Consider the following 20,889-nt stretch of genomic DNA (forward strand, 5'->3'; position numbering starts at 1 on the left):
CGGAGCAGTATGGAACCCTATCATCCCCCGCAGACGCCATGGCTACACATCCTTTATCAGGATGCGCACATCATGGCGGTTAATAAGCCAAGCGTGTTATTGTCGGTGCCCGGACGGGCGCCGGAGCATAGAGACAGCGTCATGACGCGGATCCAGGCGGATTTCCCCCCGGCGGAATCGGTGCACAGGCTGGATATGGCCACCAGCGGCGTATTGGTGGTGGCGCTGACCAAGGCCGCCGAGCGTGAGCTAAAGCGTCAATTTCGCGATCGCGAGCCGCGCAAAACCTATATTGCCCGCGTCTACGGGCATCCCGCCTGCGATGAAGGCGACGTTGATCTGCCGCTGATTTGCGACTGGCCGAACCGGCCGCGGCAAAAGGTCTGTTTCGACACCGGCAAAGCGGCGCTAACCCACTATGAGGTCCTGTCCCGCGACCCCGAAGGCAGCGCCCGGGTGCGCCTGACGCCGCTGACCGGCCGTTCGCATCAGTTGCGGGTGCATATGCAGTCCCTGGGGCATCCCATCCTGGGCGACGGGTTCTACGCCACCCCTGAAGCCAAAGCGATGGCGCCCCGCCTCTTGCTGCACGCGCAAACGCTGGCCATAACCCATCCCCACTACGGCTCGCCGATTCATTTTCATTGCGAAGCGGATTTTTAAGCGCGCTAGCGCGGCGGTTAACCACTGGTCAGCGCAGCGCTTAGCTTAGCGAAAGCCCTTCTCCCGCTTCAGCAAATCATAGGCTTGCTGAATCGCCTGTGTCTTCTGTTTGGCCATCTCCATCATCTCCGGCGGCAGGCCTTTCGCCACCAGCTTGTCGGGATGATGCTCACTCATCAGCTTGCGATAGGCGCGCTTAATCGTCGTACCCTCGTCCTGGGGGCTGACGCCGAGCACTTTGCAGGCGTCTTCCAGCGTCGGTCCCTGCGACCGTCCCGGCTGGCGGTAGCCGCCCTGATAAGACTCCTGCTGTCCGCCGAACTGCGCGCCGCCCTCCATCATGCTGAGAAACTGGTCAAACTGGCCACGGCTGATGCCCAGCTCTTCAGCGATAACGTACAGCACTTGCCGTTCGTTGGGATGCAGCGAGCCATCGGCGAAAGCCGCCTGGATCTGAATTTCCAAAAACATGCGAATAAGATCGAAACGGCCAAAGCAGACCTGGCGAAACTCACGCAGCCGGCTGCGCAACGGGAAATCGCTATCTTTCCCTTCGCGAAACGCCTCCTGCGCGGCGCTTTTAAGCGCATCGTTCAGTTGCATCCGCGTCATCAGCCTGTTGGCGTTGACAATGTCCGCCTCGGTGACCCGCCCTTTGGATTTGGTTAAATGGCCCATTACCTGAAACGTGGTGCGGAAAAAAACGTTTTGCCGGGTTTGTTGATCGGAAAAATAACCGGGACCGGTCACGCGGGCGCCCCGTGCCTTGTCCACCATATGGCCTATCAACAGGCCCAGCACCACGGCCCAAAAACCGCCGCCCGCCCAGATTGCCAAAATAACGCCCAACAGCTTACCCCAATAACGCATATACTCCTCAATTCATCATGCCGTCGGTACAAATTTGCTTTATCATACCTGTCATTTAACGCTAAGCCTAACGGTGCGCGGCGAAACGGCAGGATTTAACACTGGCGCAACGCTGGTGAGTGATATAGTCTCTGACCGTTTGCCGCGATGAGCCCTGGATGACGGAACACCTGAAAAACGCTTATGAAAAAACGTTTACCCACACTGCTGGCCAGCCTTATCGGGTCCGCTCTTTATAGCCAGCAGGCGCTGGCCGATCTGGCGGATCAATGCCTGTTGGGCGTGCCGGCCTATACCAAACCGCTGGTCAGCGGCGATGCCAATTCGTTGCCGGTGCATATTCAGGCCGACAAGGCCGCGGCGAATTATCCCGAACATGCGCTCTTTAGCGGCAACGTGGATATTGAACAGGGCAACAGCACGCTCACCGCCGATGAAGTGCAGCTCACGCAGCGCCAGCAGCAAAACCAAGAGCCGCTGCGTACCGCCACCGCCACCGGGAATGTCAATTATTCCAGCAACGAGATCAAGCTGCAGGGGCCGAAAGCCTGGTCCAACCTCAACACCAAAGATACGGATGTCTATCAGGGCAACTACCAGATGGTAGGCCGACAAGGCCGCGGCGACGCCGATACCATGAAACAGCGCGGCGATAACCGCTATACGGTATTGGAAAACGGCAGTTTCACCTCGTGTTTGCCGGGGGACGACAGCTGGAGCGTTGTGGGATCGGAGGTCATCCACGACCGCGAAGAGCAGGTCGCCGAAATTTGGAACGCGCGCTTTAAAATCGGCAAAGTGCCGGTGTTCTACAGTCCCTATTTGCAAATGCCGGTGGGCGACAAGCGCCGTTCCGGCTTTCTTATCCCCAATGCCAAATACGGCAGCAACAACGGCTTCGAGTTCAGCGCGCCCTATTACCTGAATCTGGCGCCGAATTATGACGCCACGATTACGCCGAATTACATGAGTAAACGCGGTACCCAGATCCAGACCGAGTTCAGCTACCTCACCACGCCGGGCGAAGGGCTGGTGGAGTTCGACTGGCTGCCCAAAGACCTGGTTTACAGCAGCGAGCACGCCAGCGACGGCGCTAGCGATCGCTGGTTGCTCTACTGGCGCCACAACGGGGTCATGGATCAGGTGTGGCGTTTTAACGTCGATTACACCAAAGTCAGCGACTCCAACTATTTTGACGATCTGGATTCCAAATACGGCAGCACCACCGACGGTTACGCCACACAGAAATTCAGTTTCGGCTATGCCGACGAGAACTGGGACACCGCCCTGTCGTACAAACAGTTCCAGGTCTTTGACACCAATAGCAGCGACGCTTACCGCGCCGCGCCTCAGCTCGATGTAACCTACTATAAAGACGACGTCGGTCCGTTTGACTTTAAAGTGTTCAGCCAAGCGGCTAAATTCACCAACGTCAACAACAGTTACCCTGAAGCGACCCGGTTGCACATCGAGCCCACGCTCAACCTGCCGCTGGCCAACCGCTGGGGCAGCTTAAATACCGAAGCCAAGCTGATGGCCACGCATTATCAGCAGGAAAATATCGACGAATACAATGAAAACACCAGCACCGGCCGCCATCTGAAAGGCTCGGTAAACCGCGTGTTGCCGCAGTTTAAAACCGACGGCAAGATGGTGTTCGAGCGCGATATGGATTACGCACCGGACTACACCCAGACGCTGGAACCGCGCCTGCAGTACCTGTATGTGCCCTATCGCAACCATAACGATATCGGCGTTTATGACTCCACCATCCTGCAAACCGACTACTCCGGCCTGTTCCGCGATCGCACATACAGCGGCCTGGACCGCATCTCGTCCGCCAACCAATTGGCGGGCGGTGTCACCACCCGAATTTATGACGATCAGCGCGTGGAACGATTTAACGCTTCCGTGGGTCAAATCTACTACTTCTCGCGGCCCCGTACCGGTGATATCACCGGCACCTGGGATAATTATGATAATACCGGCAGCGTGGTCTGGGCCGGGGATAGCTACTGGCGTGTCAGCGATCAGTGGGGGGTGCGCGGCGGCCTGCAGTATGACTCCCGACTGAACAGCGTGGCGTTGGGCGATGCGGTGCTGGAGTATCGGCGCGACGAAAACCGTATCTTGCAGCTGAATTACCGTTACGCCAGCCCGCAATATATTGAGCAGATGCTGTCCGACATTAGCCATCCCGGCTATCAGCAGGGCATTTCGCAGGTGGGGATAACCGGCAGTTGGCCGCTGGTGGACCGCTGGTCGCTGGTTGGGGCGTATTATTACGATACCAAGGCGAATCAGCCGGCGGACCAACTGGTCGGCCTGCAATACAACACCTGCTGCTGGGCTATCAATGTGGGCTATGAGCGGAAAATCACCGGCTGGAACAACACCGACAGCTCCAGCCAGTACGACAACAAAGTGTCGTTTAATATTGAACTGCGCGGTTTGAGCAGCAATTATGGCCTGGGTACGGACAAGATGCTGGCCTCCGGCATTCTGCCCTATCAGCGGGCGTTTTAAGGCTGCAGTCTCGACGTAAACATTGAACTTAATCCGCATACGCGGCTGATATATATGGAAAAGTTATGAAAAACTGGAGAACGTTTATCCTCGGCCTCGCCCTGTGCGCCAACGGCGCGCTCGCCGCGCCGCAGGTTGTGGATAAAATTGCCGCCGTGGTGGACAACGGCGTCGTCCTAGAAAGCGAAGTGGATAACATGCTTTCCACGGTGAAACACGGCGCTCAGGAAGCCAATCAACAGCTGCCGGATGACGCCACTCTACGCCGTCAGATCCTGGACCGGCTGATTATGGACAACATTATTCTGCAGCTGGCCCAGCGCGCCAATATCACCATCAGCGACGAGCAGTTGGATCAGGCCATCGGCAATATCGCCGGCCAGAACCATATGACCCTCAGTCAGCTGCGCAGCCGCCTGGACTATGACGGCATGGATTACAACACCTATCGCGCGCAAATCCGCAAAGAGATGCTGATTGCCGAAGTGCGTAACGGCGAAGTTCGCCGCCGCGTCACCATTTTGCCGCAGGAAGTTGAGTCGCTGGCGCAACAGATCGCTGCCCAGACCGGCAACGGCGCCGAATTCAATCTTAGCCACATCCTGATTCCGCTGCCGGAGAACCCGACGCAAGATCAGTTGGATAAAGCGGAAGCGCTAGCCACCTCTATCGTCGAGCAAAGCAAAAGCGGCGCCGACTTCGGCAAGTTGGCCATCACCTACTCCGCTGACGCCCAGGCGTTAAAAGGCGGCCAGATGGGCTGGGGGAAACTGGAAGAGCTACCGTCGCTGTTCGCGGCGCGCCTGCAGGGCGCTCAGAAGGGCAGCATTGTCGGCCCGATTCGTTCCGGCGTCGGCTTCCATATCCTGAAAGTTAACGACATCCGCGGCGGCGATCAGAAAGTGGCGGTCACCGAAGTGCATGCGCGCCATATTCTACTGCGCACCTCGGTCGTGATGACCGACCAACAGGCCCGCGCCAAGCTTGAAGATATCGCGGCGCAAATCAAGAGCGGACGCATCAGCTTTGCCGCCGCCGCCAAACAGCTGTCCGAAGATCCGGGCTCGGCAAATCAGGGCGGCGATTTGGGCTGGAGCTCGGCCGATGCCTTCGATCCGGCGTTGCGCGACGCGCTGATGCACCTGAAGAAAGGGGAAATCAGCACGCCGGTGCACTCCTCGTTCGGCTGGCATCTGATTCAGCTTATCGACACCCGCCAGGTGGACCGCACCGACGCCGCGCAGAAAGACCGCGCTTACCGGCTGCTGTTTAACCGCAAGTTTGCCGAAGAAGCGCAAATCTGGATGCAGGAGCAGCGCGCGTCCGCTTACGTGAAAATCCTCGATAGCAATGGGCAGTAATCAACGTATTGTCATCACCCCCGGCGAACCCGCCGGGATTGGTCCTGACCTTGTTGCCGTGCTGGCCCAGCAGGCGTGGCCGGTCGAACCGGTGATTTGCGCCGATCCCGCGCTATTGACGGCACGGGCGCAACAGCTCGGCCTGCCGCTGCGGCGGCCCCCCTATCGGCCTGAACAGCCGGCCACTCCGCGGCCAGCCGGCGAGCTGACGGTGCTGGCCATTGAGGCGCCGGCGCCGGTCATCGCCGGTGAGCTCAACGTCGCCAACAGTCATTACGTGGTCGAAACGCTGGCCCGCGCCTGCGATGGCTGTCTCAACGGCGAGTTCGCGGCGTTGCTTACCGGTCCGGTACATAAGGGCGTCATCAACGACGGTGGCCTGCCGTTCAGCGGCCATACGGAATATTTTGCTGAACGCAGCGACCGTGAAAGGGTCGTGATGATGCTGGCTACCGAGTCGCTGCGGGTCGCTCTGGCGACCACCCATTTGCCGCTGCTGGCGGTCCCGGGCGCCATCACCCGCCAGTCCCTGGATGAAGTCATCACGATTCTGGTCCACGACCTGAGGCAGCAATTCGGTATCGCTCAGCCGTGCATTTACGTCTGTGGGCTGAATCCCCACGCCGGTGAAGGCGGCCATATGGGCCGGGAAGAAATCGAGGTGATAACGCCTGCCCTGGATACGCTGCGCGCCAAAGGTTATAATCTCGTCGGTCCGCTGCCCGACGATACCTTGTTTCAACCAAAATATTTGCAGCAGGCGGACGCGGTGCTGGCGATGTATCACGATCAGGGTCTGCCGGTGCTGAAGTATCAGGGATTCGGCCGGGCGGTCAATATCACGCTGGGACTCCCCTTCATTCGTACCTCCGTCGATCACGGCACCGCGCTGGACCTGGCCGGATCGGGACAGGCGGAGGCCGGCAGTATCAAAACGGCGCTTAATATCGCCATCGACACGATAAAACATCGTAATGAATAACCGCGTACATCATGGGCATCTGGCGCGCAAGCGTTTTGGCCAGAACTTTCTGCACGATAGCTCAATTATTGATGCTATTGTTGCCGCCATTCATCCCGAGCCCGGCCAGGCAATAGTGGAAATCGGGCCCGGCCTTGGCGCCCTGACCGAGCCGGTGGCGGCGCGCGTCGACGAGATGACCGTTATCGAGCTCGATCGTGATCTGTCCGCCCGTCTGGCCAGCCACCCTTTTTTGCAGTCCAAGCTGAACATTGTGCAGCAGGACGCAATGACGGTCGATTTTGCCGCGCTGTCCGCCCAACGGGGCCAGCCGCTGCGGGTTTTCGGCAACCTGCCTTACAATATTTCCACGCCGCTTATGTTTCACCTTCTCAGCTATACTCATGCCATTCGCGATATGCACTTTATGCTGCAAAAAGAGGTGGTCAACCGACTGGTGGCCGGCCCGAACAGCAAGGCCTACGGCCGGCTAAGCGTGATGGCCCAGTACTATTGCCAAATCATCCCGGTGCTGGAAGTACCGCCGGCCTCGTTCCGGCCGGCGCCGAAAGTAGATTCGGCGGTGGTGCGACTGGTACCCTATGCCACACTGCCATTCCCAGTGCGGGATTTGAGCAAACTCGCCACCTTGACCAGCCTGGCGTTCAACCAGCGCCGCAAAACGTTGCGTAATAGCCTGGGTAATCTTTTTAGTGCGCAACAGCTGGCGGAACAGGGTATCGACGCGACGCTGCGCGCGGAAAATGTCAGCGTTGAGCATTATTGCCGTTTAGCCAACGTGCTGGCGGAGCGCACCGTTTTACAAGACTAACAGGAGTGCTTTGATGATTAACTCGCCACGTGTCTGTGTTCAGGTTCAGAGCATGTACATCGAGACTCAGTCTCAGCCGGAAAGTGATCGTTACGTCTTCGCCTATACCATCACGCTGCGCAATCTGGGTCGGCACCCGGTGCAGCTGATAGGACGTTACTGGTTGATCACCAACGCCAACGGTCAGGAGACAGAGGTTCAGGGCGAGGGTGTCGTCGGCGAAAAGCCGCGCATTCTGCCCGGCGGCGAATTTCAATATACCAGCGGCGCGGTGCTGGAAACCCCGCTCGGTACCATGCAGGGTCATTACGATATGGTCGATGACCAAGGACAGGGATTTCACGTTGCCATCCCCGTCTTCCGCCTGGCGATTCCTTTTCTTATAAACTAACTATGTCGACTTATTTAATTGGTGATATTCACGGCTGCTACGATGAGCTTAAAATCATATTGGCGCAGGTCCGGTTCGATCCGGCGGTGGATACGCTGTGGCTGACCGGCGATCTGGTCGCGCGCGGGCCAGGTTCGCTAGAGGTACTGCGCCTGGTGCGCAGTCTGGGCGACAGCGTGCGGATGGTGCTGGGCAATCACGATCTCCATCTTTTGGCGGTGTATGCCGGCATCAGCCGTAATAAGCCGAAAGATCGCATCAAGCCGCTGCTGGAAGCGCCGGACGCGGATGAATTAATCAACTGGCTGCGCCGTCAGCCGGTGCTGCAGGTGGATGAAGAAAAAAAATTGGTTATGGCCCACGCCGGCATCACGCCGCAGTGGGATCTCGCCACGGCGCGCCAGTGCGCCCGGGAGGTAGAAGCGGTGCTCAAGAGCGACAGCTATCCGCTGTTCCTCGACGCCATGTACGGCGATATGCAGAACAATTGGAGTCCCGAGCTAAGCGGCCTGGCGCGCTTGCGGTTCAGTACCAATGTCTTTACCCGCATGCGCTATTGCTTCCCCAACGGTCAGTTAGAGATGAACTGCAAGGATACGCCGGAAAAAGCGCCGGCGCCGCTGCTGCCGTGGTTCGCACTGCCGGGGCCGGTGCCCGAGTGCTATAGCCTTGTTTTCGGTCATTGGGCCTCGCTAATGGGCCAGGGAACGCCGGCGCACATCTACGGTCTCGACACCGGCTGCTGCTGGGGCGGCGAATTAACCCTGCTGCGTTGGGAAGACAAGGCGTTTACCCGCGTACCCTCGAACCGTCAGAACGAAACCGGCGTCGAAAACCACATCAGCGCCTGAGGTTAACGCCCCTCATCCCGGCGGTCTGACGATCTGGCGGTTTGAGGGTCTGACGGTCCGGCGGTCCGATGGTCATCCAAGTCCAGCGCGGGGGGCGCTGGAGGGATCTGGCATTAAACGCGTCGATCCAGAATTTCAAAGCAGTAGCTGTGGGTATTCTTCTCGTCGGCGTCATGAAATTCGCTGAAGGTAGAGCGCCATTCATCCGGCTCATAGTCGGGAAACCAGGTGTCGCCGTCCACGTCAGCGTCGATATGGGTCAGATAAAGCCGTCCGGCCTGGGGCAGAAACGTTTCATAGACTTTACCGCCGCCGATCACCATCACCTCAGCCACTTCTCCCGCCGCCGCCAGCGCCTGAGCCGGCGTCGTCACCCAGGTCACGCTGTCGTTATCGCCGGGATGGCTGCTCAACACAATATTGTGTCTTCCCGGCAGCGGTTTACCAATAGACTCAAACGTTCTACGCCCCATGATGACCGGTTTGTTGAGCGTGTTACGCTTGAACCAGGACAGATCGGCGGAAAGGTGCCAGGGCATGGCATTTTCCATCCCAATCACACGATCTACCGCCAGAGCGGCAATCAGGCTAATAATCATAAAAGACCTTACAGGCAACAAAATTGCTGACACTATACGGAAAGAGATCCGGGGCGTCGATAGCTGCCATTGTAAGGCGTGACAAATTTCAGAAAGCACTCAAAAGCACCGCGCCGGCAGAATGATATCGGTTAAACCAGAGCGAAACAGCCATAAAAAAGGGTGCTTTTGCACCCTTTCTAGCCACGTTTTAAAAGACGTTAGTCTGTGATTTGCGCGTGCATTTACTGTACTGAAATCACTTGCGCGGTGGCGTCGGCGTTGAGCGACATTGCGGTGGCGAAGCCGCCGTTCAGCGTCGTGTCATAATGCACTTTATATTGCAGCGCGCTGCGCCGGATGAGTTTGGAATCCTCAATCGCCTGGCGGCCGGCGGTGGTGTTGACGATATAGCTGTATTCGCCGTTTTTGATCCGGTCCTGAATATGCGGCCGCCCCTCATGGACTTTATTCACCAGACGCGGATTGATGCCGGCCTCGCCGAGGATCACCGCGGTGCCGTGGGTCGCATCCAGTTCAAAGCCGTGTTTCAGCAGCTTAGCCGCCAGATCGACCACCCGGTCTTTGTCGCCTTCGCGCACCGACAGCAGCGCGCGACCGCTTTTCTTCATGCGCGACTGACTGCCGAGCATCGCCTTGGCGAACGCTTCGGCGAACGTCCGTCCCACCCCCATGACTTCGCCGGTAGAGCGCATTTCCGGGCCAAGGATCGGATCCACGCCGGGAAATTTGTTAAACGGCAGCACCACTTCTTTCACCGAGTAGTAAGGAGGGATAACATCGCGGGTCACACCCTGTTGCACCAGGGATTTGCCGACCATTACCCGGGCGGCCACTTTCGCCAGCGCCACGCCGGTGGCCTTGGACACAAACGGCACCGTGCGCGCGGCGCGTGGGTTGACCTCAATCAGGTACACCTTGTTATCTTTCACCGCGAACTGCACGTTCATCAGGCCCCTGACCTGCAGTTCAAACGCCAGTTTCTCCACCTGCTGACGCATGACATCCTGGATCTCACGGCTCAGCGTGTAGGCCGGCAGCGAGCATGCCGAGTCGCCGGAGTGCACCACGGCCTGCTCGATGTGCTCCATAATACCGCCGATCAGCACGTTTTCACCGTCGCAAACCGCGTCCACGTCCACTTACACCGCATCGTCCAAAAACCGGTCAAGCAGCACCGGCGCATCGTTTGATACACTGACCGCGTTGTGGAAGTAGCGCAGCAGATCCGTATCATTGTAAACAATCTCCATCGCCCAGCCACCCAGAACGTAGGAGGGGCGGACCACCAGGGGATAACCGATGGTCGCGGCTTTCTCCACCGCCAGATCGATAGTGGTGACGGTGGCATTGGCCGGCTGTTTCAGCCCCAAACGCTCGACCGCCTGCTGGAACCGTTCCCGATCTTCCGCCCGGTCGATAGAGTCCGGGCTGGTGCCTATCACCGGCACGCCGGCGGCCTCCAGCGCGCGGGCCAGCTTCAGCGGCGTTTGGCCACCGTACTGGACGATGACGCCTTTGGGCTTTTCGATGCGTACGATTTCCAGCACATCTTCCAGCGTCACCGGCTCGAAGTAGAGCCGGTCGGAGGTGTCGTAATCGGTGGAAACCGTCTCGGGATTACAGTTGACCATGATGGTTTCGTAGCCGTCATCCCGCAACGCCAACGAGGCGTGTACGCAGCAGTAATCAAACTCGATACCCTGCCCTATCCGGTTCGGCCCCCCACCCAGCACCATAATTTTTTCACGATCCTGATGCGGCTGGGATTCACACTCTTCGTCGTAAGTCGAGTACATATAGGCGGTATCGGTGGCGAACTCGGCGGCGCAGGTATCGACCCGCTTATACACCGGGTGCAAATCGTAGCTTTCGCGTAATTTGCGTATTTCTGCCTCCGCTACACCCACCAGGGCGGCCAGCCGCTCGTCGGCGAAACCTTTGCGTTTCAGCTGGCGCAGAAAATCGGCGCTGAGCGCGGTGACGCCCCGCTCCGCCACGTCGTTTTCCAGCTTGACCAGCTCCTCAATCTGCACCAGGAACCAGCGGTCGATATTGGTCAGGTTAAACACGCCGTCCACGGACATACCGGCGCGGAACGCGTCTGCCACATACCAGATACGCTCGCCGCCGGCATCCTTCAGCTCGCGCCGCAGGGTGGTCAACGCTTCCGGGTCGTCAAGGTTAACCTTGGGATCGAAGCCGCTGGCCCTCACTTCTAGCCCGCGCAGTGCTTTTTGCAGCGACTCCTGCTGGGTGCGGCCGCTGGCCATCACCTCACCTACCGATTTCATCTGCGTGGTCAGGCGATCGTTGGTGCCGGCGAATTTCTCAAAGTTGAAGCGCGGGATCTTGGTGACCACGTAATCGATGGACGGCTCGAAGGAGGCTGGCGTGCGACCGCCGGTAATGTCGTTCATCAGTTCATCAAGGGTATAGCCCACCGCCAGCTTGGCGGCCACTTTGGCGATAGGAAAACCGGTGGCTTTGGAAGCGAGCGCGGAGGAGCGGGAAACGCGCGGGTTCATCTCGATAATGATAAGGCGGCCGTTTTTCGGATTGACCGAGAACTGGACGTTGGAGCCGCCGGTTTCTACGCCGATTTCACGCAACACCGCCATCTAGGCGTTCCGCATGATTTGGTATTCTTTGTCGGTAAGGGTTTGCGCCGGCGCAACGGTTATCGAGTCACCGGTGTGGATGCCCATCGGGTCAACGTTTTCAATGGAGCAGACAATGATGCAGTTGTCTTTTTTATCGCGCACCACCTCCATTTCATATTCTTTCCAGCCGATAAGCGACTCATCGATCAGCAGTTCGGTGGTCGGTGACAGATCCAGGCCGCGCTCGCAAATCTCTTCAAACTCTTCGCGATTATAGGCGATGCCGCCACCGGTGCCCCCCATGGTAAACGACGGGCGGATGATGCAGTGGAAACCAACGTCCGCCGCCACCGCCAGCGCCTCGTCCATGGTATGGGCAATGCCGGAGCGGGCGGTTTCCAGGCCGATTTTCTTCATCGCCTTATCGAAACGCTGGCGGTCTTCCGCTTTATCGATCGCATCGGCGGTGGCGCCAATCATCTCAACGCCGAATTCTTTCAACACCCCCCCACGCTCCAGCTCCAGCGCGCAATTCAGCGCCGTCTGGCCGCCCATGGTCGGCAACAGCGCATCCGGCCGCTCCTTTTCGATGATTTTGCGCACCACTTCCCAGTGGATAGGTTCGATGTAGGTCGCATCGGCCATGTTAGGGTCGGTCATGATGGTGGCGGGGTGGTTGGAATTCACCAGCACCACGCGCTAGCCTTCCTCGCGCAGGGCTTTGCACGCTTGCGCGCCGGAGTAGTCGAACTCACAGGCCTGGCCGATAACGATGGGACCAGCGCCGAGGATCAGGATACTTTTTATATCGTTACGTTTTGGCATCTCAGGCTCCTGATACGTTTGACTGTGAGCGATAAGCGTTGATGAGCTCGATAAAGTGGTCGAACAGGGGTGCGGCGTCGTGCGGGCCATGGCTGGCCTCGGGATGCCCCTGGAAACTGAACGCCGGTTTCTCGGTGTGGTGCAGCCCCTGCAGCGTGCCGTCGAACAGCGAAGTATGGGTCACCCTGAGTGTGTCTGGCAGCGTTTTCTCATCCACCGCGAAGCCGTGGTTCTGGGCGGTGATCATCACCCGATCGGCCGCCAGATCTTTGACCGGATGGTTGCCGCCGTGGTGACCAAACTTCATCTTTACCGTCTTGGCGCCGCTGGCCAGCGCCAGCAACTGATGGCCAAGACAGATGCCGAACAGCGGAATATCGGTGGTGAGGAAGGTCTGAATGGCGGCGATCGCGTAATCGCAGGTCGCCGGGGCGCCCGGGCCGTTAGCGAGGAAGATCCCATCGGGATCCATCTCCAGCACCGTTTCGGCCGGAGTCTGCGCCGGCACCACCGTCAATCGACAGCCGCGATCCACCAGCAGGCGCATAATATTGCGTTTGATGCCGTAGTCGTAGGCCACCACATGATAAGGCAACTCCGTCGCCGGCGCGGGCAGCCCACCGTCCAGTGTCCAACTGCCCTGGGTCCAGCTGTACTGTTCGGTGGTGCTCACCTCTTTCGCCAGATCCATGCCGTTCAGACCGGGGAATTCGCGGGCTTTGCGCAGCGCCAGCTGCGCGTCTGGGGCATCGCCGGCAATGATACAGCCGCTTTGCGCCCCTTTTTACCGCAGCAAACGCGTCAGCTTACGGGTATCGATATCGGCGATGCCGACAATATTCTGCTGCTTCAGGTAGTCTGACAGCGTATCGCGATAGTTGCTGGCGATGAGCGGCAAATCGCGGATCACCAGCGCCTGCGCCTGCACGCGGGGGGATTCGTTGTCTGCTTCATTAGTGCCGGCATTGCCGATATGGGGATAAGTCAGGGTGACGATTTGGCGGGAATAGGAAGGATCAGTGAGGATTTCTTGATAACCGGTGATTGACGTATTGAAAACCACTTCCCCCACCGCCGTGCCCTCTGCCCCGACCGTGGAATTGGGTTCCGTCTTCCAGAACCAACAGCGCTGACTTTATCAAAACACCCTCCAAGTAATATTCAGTCATTATATTTGCATATTAATTCATTTAAAAGGGATGAATCAATGCAAAAATCACCTGTAAGGTAGAATTTTGGCAAATTGGGCGCATTTTAAAGATGACCCCGCACTTTGTCTACCCCAAAGGAACTATTTTTATCTTCTTTCGTCCCTTTTATGGAAATGACGGTGTGAACGGGCCAAAAAAGCGCATAAAACTGACCGGGAAAACGGTTACCCCTCTCTTTTTTTCCTCAAGCACGGCATTTATTGCATGAAAAGGCGCTTTGAGCTGGAAAATTGCTTTGCACCGCAGGTCAAGCTGTAATTAATAGCCAATTACAGCCCATTAGAGTGAAAATCATTATCAAAGCAGGAAAAAACTACACCACTGACAATGGCATTATTTTTTTATAATAAAATTATAAAGATAATTCATTGATCATTGATGTATCGCCTGAAAAAATTTACAAATTGTCGAGATTAAGCACATTAACCATATTATAAAGTCCCTTTTTCTCACCGGATAGCCAAACGGCAGCACGAACTGCCCCCATGGCAAACGTCATTCTGCTCGACGCCTTGTGGGTAATCTCTAGTCGCTCGCCGGTATCGGCAAACATCGCGGTGTGCTCACCCACAATGTCACCGGCCCGCACCGTGGCGAAACCGATACTTTTCGCTTTACGCTCGCCGGTGTGCCCTTCGCGGCTGTACACGGCGCAGCGGGACAAATCACGCCCGAGCGCGCCGGCGATCGCTTCACCCATGGCCAACGCCGTGCCCGACGGCGCATCCACTTTGTGGCGGTGGTGTGCTTCGATAATTTCGATATCGGCCTCCTCCCCCATCACCTGCGCCGCCTTTTCCAGCAGCTTAAGCATCACATTGACGCCAACGCTGAAATTGGCGGCGAAAACGATGCCTGTCTCCTGTGCCGCCGCGTTGATGGCCTCTTTCTGGGCATCATTGAAACCGGTGGTGCCAATCACCATGCCTTTGTGATGTCGACGGCAGAATGCCAGATACGCCATGCTGGCGTCGGGACGGGTGAAATCGATAAGGATGTCAAAGTTATCCTTTACCGCTTCCAAGTCACCGCTGACCGCTACGCCCAGAGCGCCGATACCGGCCAGCTCACCGGCGTCCACACAGCACAATGTCGAACCGGGGCGGCTTATTGCGGCGCCCATCGTCGCCTGTTCCGACTGCGCCACCGCCTGAATAAGCTGGCGCCCCATCCGGCCGCCCGCGCCGGCGACCGCGATGCGGATTGGTGTGTTACTCATGGATCCTCTCATTTTTATGACCTGTCAGTTATCCTCAGGTTAACCGCGCCAAGGCGCCACCGCCAGCAGAAATCCGTTGTGATAATAAAATCGCGATAAGGCGCGCAGCCGATAAGCAACATCGCTGACAGGCGGCTTTTTTTTGCGCGGCCCAGCGCACTTTGAATGATTATTCACCGCTAACACGTCAATACGTTTTTCCCCCGGTACAAAGCCGCTACACTTAGGGCTTGGCGGGAACCTTAACAAGAGGTCAGGATGGAGACGTTTTTCAACGGCCCGGTGCGCCAGGTGGGCGATTATCGCGCCCTGCTGGGGGAGTCCCCGGTCTGGTGCAACCATAGCCAGTCGTTGCTGTGGGTAGATATTTTGCAGCACCGTTTGCTACGTTACTGGCCTGCGCGGGAGGTTATCGAGCAGCGGCCGCTCGCCACCCTGTTCAGCGCCGCGCTGCTCACCGAGCGCCGTGAACAGTTGCTGCTGGTGAGCGACCAGGGCATCCTGCTTTATCAATGGGACGATCATCAGGCGCAACCGACGTTGCTGTGCCCCTACCCGCGGGACGCAGCCGGCACCCGGCCGAACGAGGCCGCCATCGCCCCGGACGGTTCCCTATGGTTCAGCACCATGGACATTAACGAGTCGGCGCCGCTTGGCGGCTGGTATCGTTTCGCGCCGGGCGATACCCGTCCGGTCAAGATGGCGGGCGCGATGACCATTTCCAACACGCTCGCCTGGCACGAAGATCGCGTCTGGTTTGCCGACAGCGCGTAACGGCTGTTCTTCTCGGCCAGCGGCCGGGGGATGCTGCCGCAGGAAATGCGCAGACACCCCGCCGATAATATGACGCCTGCCGGTTCGGCGCTCAGCCGCGATGGTGAGTTGATTACCGCCCGCTTTGGCCACGGTTGCCTGAGCCGCTACCGTATCCGCCAGGGGACGCTGACGCTGGCCGAACATGTGCCGCTGCCGGTCATACAGCCCAGCTGCTGCGCTTTCGGCGGTACTGACGGCACGACGCTGTACATTACCTCAGCGCGTAAGCAACTCACCGCCCCCGGCGAACTGGATGGCGCGCTGCTGCAGGTCGCCACCGCCACCAGCGGCGCGCCAACGTATCGATTCCGGTTCGATTAAGCCGCGCTGGCGATCTGCTCCGCCGACCAGGCCAAGGCCGCGACGAAGGCGGCGATACTCCACCGAAGCCGGCGTTATTCCACCGAAGGTGGCGTTGCTCCACCGGAGGCGGCGTTATTCCACCGTTTTCACTTCCAGGCGCAGCTCTTTCGGTACCTCTAACACGATATTCTCCTCGCGGCCGATGAGCTCTCTAGCATCTTCGGCGCCCAACGAGCGCAGGCGTTCAATCACCTGCTGTACCAGTATATCCGGCGCCGACGCGCCGGCGGTAACGCCGATGGTTTGCGTCCCCTGGAGCCAGCTTTCCTGGATGTCGCCGGCGCTGTCAATCAGATAGGCCGGCTTGCCGACCCGCTGGGCCAGTTCCGCCAGCCGGTTGGAGTTGGAGGAGTTTTTGGAACCGACGACCAACACCACATCGGCATCGGCGGCAAGACTGCGTACCGCTTCCTGACGGTTGGTGGTGGCATAGCAAATATCGTCCTTGCGCGGTCCGATAATAGCGTGGAACCGCGCGCGCAGCGCGTCGATGACATCTGAGGTATCATCCACCGACAGCGTGGTCTGGGTCATAAAACACAGGTTATCGACGTTCTTGACCTTAAGCTGCCAGACATCCTCCGGCGATTCGACCAAATACATGCCGCCGGCGGGGTTATTGTATTGCCCCATGGTGCCTTCCACTTCAGGATGACCGGTATGGCCGATAAGGATAGCTTCGGTGCCTTTGCGGCTGGCGCGGGCGACTTCCATATGCACTTTGGTCACCAGCGGGCAGGTGGCGTCAAACACGGTCAAATCGCGGCTGCGCGCCTCTGCCCGCACCGCTTGGGAAACGCCGTGGGCGGAGAAAATCAGGATAGAACCATCAGGTACTTCAGTAATTTGCCCAATAAAAATCGCTCCCCGCTGGCGCAGGGTATCGACCACATAGCGGTTATGCACCACTTCATGGCGCACATAGATAGGCGCGCCGTAAATCTCCAGCGCGCGCTCCACGATACTGATTGCCCGGTCAACGCCGGCGCAGAATCCACGCGGATTAGCCAGCAATATGCGCATCGGTCGCCTCCCGTTGCGAATCAATCGTCAGCACTTCGATGTCGAACTACACCACTTTACCGGCGAGTGGATGGTTGAAATCGACGGTGATGGAGTCTTCGGCCACCTCGCTGATAAGCCCCGGCATTTCGCTACCGTTGATACCGGTAAACAGCATAATAGTGCCCACCTCCGGCACCCCAGTCTCGATAAAATTGCGGCGCGAGTAAAACTGAATCAGATCGGGATTGGACGGACCGAACGCCGCCTCCGGCGCCAGCGAGAAGGTTTTCCTGTCCCCCTGATGCAGGCCAAGCAACGCCTGTTCCAGCTCGGCGGACAGGCTACCGTCCCCAAGCTGGAACAGCGCCGGTTTGTTCTCACGCCGGGTGGAATCGGCCAACTGCCCGTCCGCCAGTTTAAGATCAAAATGCAGCAATACCGCGCTGTCCGGTTGTACGGCGTGAGTCGTCATCACTTCACCCTTTCTGCCTGTCGGATTTACCGGCGGGACGGCAAAAACCCTCCAGCACAATCAGTACGGCGCCGATGCAAATGCCCGCATCCGCCACGTTGAACGTCGGCCAATGCCAGTTGCCGACATAGAAATCGATAAAATCGATCACCACACCGTGCACCATCCGGTCGAACAAATTGCCCAGCGCGCCGCCGATAATCATCGCGTAGGCGGCATTTGACAGCCTGGCCCGCTTGTCCGAGCGATACATCATGACCAGCAACACCACCGCGATCACCACCGCGATCGCCGAAAACGCCCAGCGTTGCCATCCCCCTCTGTCCGCCAGAAAACTAAAGGCGGCGCCAGGGTTATGGGCATAGGTGAAATTAATAAACGGGATCACCGGCACCGACTCACCGAGCCAGAAATGCGTCATGACCCACTGCTTGCTGCCGAGATCCAGCGCCAGTACCACCAGCGCCAGCCAAAGCCAGCGCAGTCCCGTGGACATTATCGTATTATTCATCAGACAAACTTACGCTCTTCGCCCGGGCCGGCCACATTCGTGACGCAGCGCCCACAAATCTCCGGATGCTCGGCATGCTGGCCGATATCCGTCTCATAATGCCAGCAGCGCGGACATTTTTCCCCAGCGGCTTTCGCCAGGGCAATTTTCAGCCCCTTGAGCCATTCACACTGCACTGCATCATCGCCGGCATCGGCATAATCCGCGACCACCGCGCTGGAGGTGAGCAGCGCAAAGTAGAGTTCATCGCCCAGCTCGCGCAGCGAAGCGGCAGGGTCAGGCTCCGCATACAGCGTGACGCGGGCCTCCAGTGAACCCCCTATGCGCTTGTCCGCGCGCGCCTGCTCGATAACCTTGTTGGTTTCGCTGCGCACCTGCAACAGGGTTTGCCAATAAGCATCGTTCAATGGCTGAGCGGCGTCCAGTCCGAACAGTCCATCGTACCACTCTTCGGTGAAGACATACTGCGCCCGTTCCCCCGGCATAAAGCCCCAGATTTCATCGGCGGTAAACGACATGATCGGCGCCATCCAGCGAACCAGGGCTTCAATAATATGATACAGCGCGGTCTGGCAGCTACGACGGGCAATACTGTCCGCTTTGGTGGTGTACTGACGGTCCTTAATGATATCCAGGTAAAAAGAGCCCATCTCGACGGAACAGAACTGCATCATACGCTGCACGACATTATGGAAATCATAGCTGTCGTAAGCGGCGACAATTTCCGCCTGCGCCGCTTGCGCGCGGCCCACCGCCCAGCGATCCAGCACCACCATCTGCTCTGGACTGACGCTGTCGCGCGCCGGATCAAAACCGTTCAGGTTGGCCAACAGGAAACGGGCGGTATTGCGGATGCGGCGATAGGCATCGGCGGAACGTTTGAGGATCTCATCGGACACCGCCATCTCGCCGGTGTAATCGGTGGAGGCCACCCAGAGACGCAGGATATCCGCGCCCAGCTTGTCCATGACCTGCTGCGGGCTGACCACGTTGCCCACCGATTTGGACATCTTCCGGCCCTGCCCGTCGACGGTAAAGCCGTGGGTCAGTACCTGACGATACGGCGCCTTGCCGTGCATGGCGGTGGAGATCATCAACGACGACATAAACCAGCCGCGATGCTGGTCAGACCCTTCCAGATACATATCGGGCGCATGGCCTTCAAATTCCGGGCGCACCGCCACGACCGAGGAGAGCGTGGAGCCGGAGTCGAACCAGACATCCAGCGTATCCAGCACTTTGTGATAATGAGCGGCATCGTCACCCAAGATCTCGGCCGGATCCAAATCCCACCAAGCCTGGATACCGTCTTGCTCGACCCGCTGCGCCACCGCTTCCATCAGTTCGATGGTACGCGGATGCAGCGCTTCGGTCTCGTTATGCACAAACATCGCCATCGGCACGCCCCAGGTGCGCTGACGCGAAATGCACCAGTCGGGACGGTTGGCGACCATGGTTTCGATGCGTGCCTGGCCCCAGTCTGGGATCCACTGCACGTCCTCTATCTCCGCCAGCGACTGCTTGCGCAGGCCGCGCTGATCCATGCTGACGAACCATTGCGGCGTGGCGCGAAAGATAATCGGCGTTTTATGGCGCCAACAATGCGGATAGCTATGCTGCAGTTTTTCCACGTGCAGCAGAGCGCCGCTGTCGCGCAGCAGATTGATAACCACATCATTGGCTTTAAAGACCTGCAAACCATCCAGCGTGCCCGGCAGATAGCAGCCGTCAGGGCCGACCGGGTTGGCGACCTCCAGGCCGTATTGCTGGCCGATGACATAGTCGTCTGGGCCATGGCCGGGGGCGGTATGCACCGCGCCGGTGCCCGCGTCCAGCGTCACGTGCTGGCCGAGGATGGCCGGCACATCAAAGCCCATAAAGGGATGGCGGAATCGCAGCAGCTCCAGCGCGCTACCTTTGGCGCTGCCGAGCACAGTCCAACGCGTAATGCCGGCGCGCGCCATCACACTGTCCACCAGATCGGCGGCCAGAATATAGCCTTGCCCTTCCACCTCCACCAAGTGATAGTCGAAGTCGGGATGGACGGCGATGGCGCGGTTGGCCGGCAAGGTCCACGGCGTGGTGGTCCAGATGACCAGGGAGACCTGGCCGGCGAAGTCCGCGGCGCCAAACTTGGCGGCGACCGCGCGGGCGTCATCGGCCGCGAAAGCGACGTCGATGGACGGCGAAGTACGGTCGTAGTATTCCACTTCCGCCTCCGCCAGTGCGGAGCGGCAGTCGATGCACCAGTGCACCGGCTTGGCGCCTTTATGCAGATGACCGTTGGCGATAATCTTGCCCAGCGCGCGGATGATATTCGCTTCGGTGGCGAAATTCATCGTCAGGTAAGGATGCGCCCAGTCGCCGAGCACGCCCAGGCGGATGAAATACTTCTTCTGCCCCTCCACCTGTTCGGCGGCGTAACGACGGCAGGCGGCACGGAATTCCGCGGCGCTGACCTTCTCGCCCGGCTTGCCGATGAGTTGCTCTACCTTCAATTCAATCGGCAGGCCATGGCAGTCCCAGCCCGGTACATAAGGCGAGTCATAACCCATCAGCCCTTTGGATTTGATGATGATATCTTTAAGAATTTTATTGACCGAGTGACCGATATGAATGCTACCGTTGGCATACGGCGGGCCGTCATGCAGTATAAATGCTTTTTTGCCCTTCCTGGCCTGACGAATAATCCCGTACAGATCCTGTTCATACCAACGCTCTAGCATGCCAGGCTCACGCTTGGCTAAATCGCCGCGCATGGGAAACCCTGTGTCCGGCAAATTCAGGGTATTTTTGTAATCAGTCATTCG

General features: G+C 58.4%; 13 protein-coding genes and 4 pseudogenes. 8 read left to right on the forward strand and 9 right to left on the reverse strand.

Translation table 11 applies throughout. The features are described from left to right. Positions 1-9: 9 nt before the first annotated feature. A complete protein-coding gene (gene rluA / locus JZM24_RS10240; protein WP_215669565.1) occupies positions 10-663 on the forward strand; it encodes a bifunctional tRNA pseudouridine(32) synthase/23S rRNA pseudouridine(746) synthase RluA in 654 nt (217 codons plus the stop codon). Positions 664-708: 45 nt separating this feature from the next. Here the strand turns inward: rluA and djlA are convergent, their stop codons facing one another. Then, positions 709-1,533, reverse strand: coding sequence for a co-chaperone DjlA (djlA, locus tag JZM24_RS10245; RefSeq protein ID WP_215669566.1), 825 nt, complete (start codon positions 1,531-1,533; stop codon positions 709-711). 183 nt (positions 1,534-1,716) lie between these two features. Between djlA and lptD the strand changes: the two genes are divergently transcribed. From lptD to apaH, 6 genes are all read left to right on the forward strand, one after another. Next, positions 1,717-4,059, forward strand: a complete 2,343-nt coding sequence (gene lptD, locus JZM24_RS10250) for an LPS assembly protein LptD (RefSeq protein ID WP_215669567.1) — start codon at positions 1,717-1,719, stop codon at positions 4,057-4,059. Between the two features lie 65 nt (positions 4,060-4,124). Beyond that, positions 4,125-5,420, forward strand: coding sequence for a peptidylprolyl isomerase SurA (gene surA / locus JZM24_RS10255; protein WP_215669568.1), 1,296 nt, complete (start codon positions 4,125-4,127; stop codon positions 5,418-5,420). Then, on the forward strand, positions 5,410-6,402 hold the full coding sequence (gene pdxA, locus JZM24_RS10260; RefSeq protein ID WP_215669569.1) for a 4-hydroxythreonine-4-phosphate dehydrogenase PdxA: 993 nt from the start codon (positions 5,410-5,412) through the stop codon (positions 6,400-6,402). The genes surA and pdxA overlap by 11 nt, the downstream gene beginning before the upstream one ends. Next, complete coding sequence (rsmA, locus tag JZM24_RS10265) at positions 6,395-7,213, forward strand: 16S rRNA (adenine(1518)-N(6)/adenine(1519)-N(6))-dimethyltransferase RsmA (RefSeq protein WP_215669570.1); 819 nt, start codon at positions 6,395-6,397, stop codon at positions 7,211-7,213. The genes pdxA and rsmA overlap by 8 nt, the downstream gene beginning before the upstream one ends. 13 nt (positions 7,214-7,226) lie before the next feature. Beyond that, a complete protein-coding gene (gene apaG, locus JZM24_RS10270; protein ID WP_215669571.1) occupies positions 7,227-7,604 on the forward strand; it encodes a Co2+/Mg2+ efflux facilitator ApaG/CorD in 378 nt (125 codons plus the stop codon). Positions 7,605-7,606: 2 nt separating this feature from the next. Continuing rightward, positions 7,607-8,455, forward strand: coding sequence for a bis(5'-nucleosyl)-tetraphosphatase (symmetrical) ApaH (gene apaH / locus JZM24_RS10275; RefSeq protein ID WP_215669572.1), 849 nt, complete (start codon positions 7,607-7,609; stop codon positions 8,453-8,455). A gap of 113 nt (positions 8,456-8,568) precedes the next feature. Here apaH and folA read toward each other — a convergent pair whose 3' ends face one another. From folA to dapB, 4 genes and pseudogenes are all read right to left on the reverse strand, one after another. Then, the gene (gene folA / locus JZM24_RS10280) at positions 8,569-9,054 is read right to left on the reverse strand and encodes a type 3 dihydrofolate reductase (RefSeq protein ID WP_215669573.1); all 486 of its coding nucleotides are present in this window, start codon (positions 9,052-9,054) and stop codon (positions 8,569-8,571) included. 224 nt (positions 9,055-9,278) lie between these two features. Further along, positions 9,279-12,482: pseudogene (gene carB / locus JZM24_RS10285) on the reverse strand (carbamoyl-phosphate synthase large subunit). Position 12,483: 1 nt separating this feature from the next. Beyond that, positions 12,484-13,624, reverse strand: a pseudogene (carA, locus tag JZM24_RS10290) (glutamine-hydrolyzing carbamoyl-phosphate synthase small subunit). 466 nt (positions 13,625-14,090) lie between these two features. Further along, positions 14,091-14,912 carry a 4-hydroxy-tetrahydrodipicolinate reductase gene (dapB, locus tag JZM24_RS10295; protein ID WP_215669574.1) on the reverse strand — a complete coding sequence of 274 codons (822 nt, stop codon included), beginning with the start codon at positions 14,910-14,912 and terminating at the stop codon, positions 14,091-14,093. Between the two features lie 258 nt (positions 14,913-15,170). On the opposite strand from dapB, the pseudogene JZM24_RS10300 reads away from it, so the two are divergent. Next, positions 15,171-16,049 (forward strand): annotated as a pseudogene (locus JZM24_RS10300) (SMP-30/gluconolactonase/LRE family protein). Positions 16,050-16,163: 114 nt separating this feature from the next. Here JZM24_RS10300 and ispH read toward each other — a convergent pair. From ispH to ileS, 4 genes and pseudogenes are all read right to left on the reverse strand, one after another. Then, entirely contained in the window at positions 16,164-17,114 is a 951-nt protein-coding gene (ispH, locus tag JZM24_RS10305) for a 4-hydroxy-3-methylbut-2-enyl diphosphate reductase (protein WP_215669575.1), read from the reverse strand. Beyond that, positions 17,095-17,568 (reverse strand): annotated as a pseudogene (gene fkpB, locus JZM24_RS10310) (FKBP-type peptidyl-prolyl cis-trans isomerase). The gene ispH and the pseudogene fkpB overlap by 20 nt, the downstream one beginning before the upstream one ends. A 4-nt stretch (positions 17,569-17,572) precedes the next feature. Continuing rightward, positions 17,573-18,079 (reverse strand): signal peptidase II, encoded by a 507-nt coding sequence (lspA, locus tag JZM24_RS10315; RefSeq protein ID WP_215669577.1) that lies wholly within the window; start codon positions 18,077-18,079, stop codon positions 17,573-17,575. Then, entirely contained in the window at positions 18,079-20,886 is a 2,808-nt protein-coding gene (ileS, locus tag JZM24_RS10320) for an isoleucine--tRNA ligase (protein WP_215669578.1), read from the reverse strand. Before ileS ends, lspA begins: the two co-directional genes overlap by 1 nt. Between the last annotated feature and the right edge of the window lie 3 nt (positions 20,887-20,889).

The organism is Candidatus Sodalis endolongispinus (assembly GCF_018777395.1).
GTDB classification, from domain to species: Bacteria; Pseudomonadota; Gammaproteobacteria; order Enterobacterales; family Enterobacteriaceae; genus Sodalis_B; species Sodalis_B endolongispinus.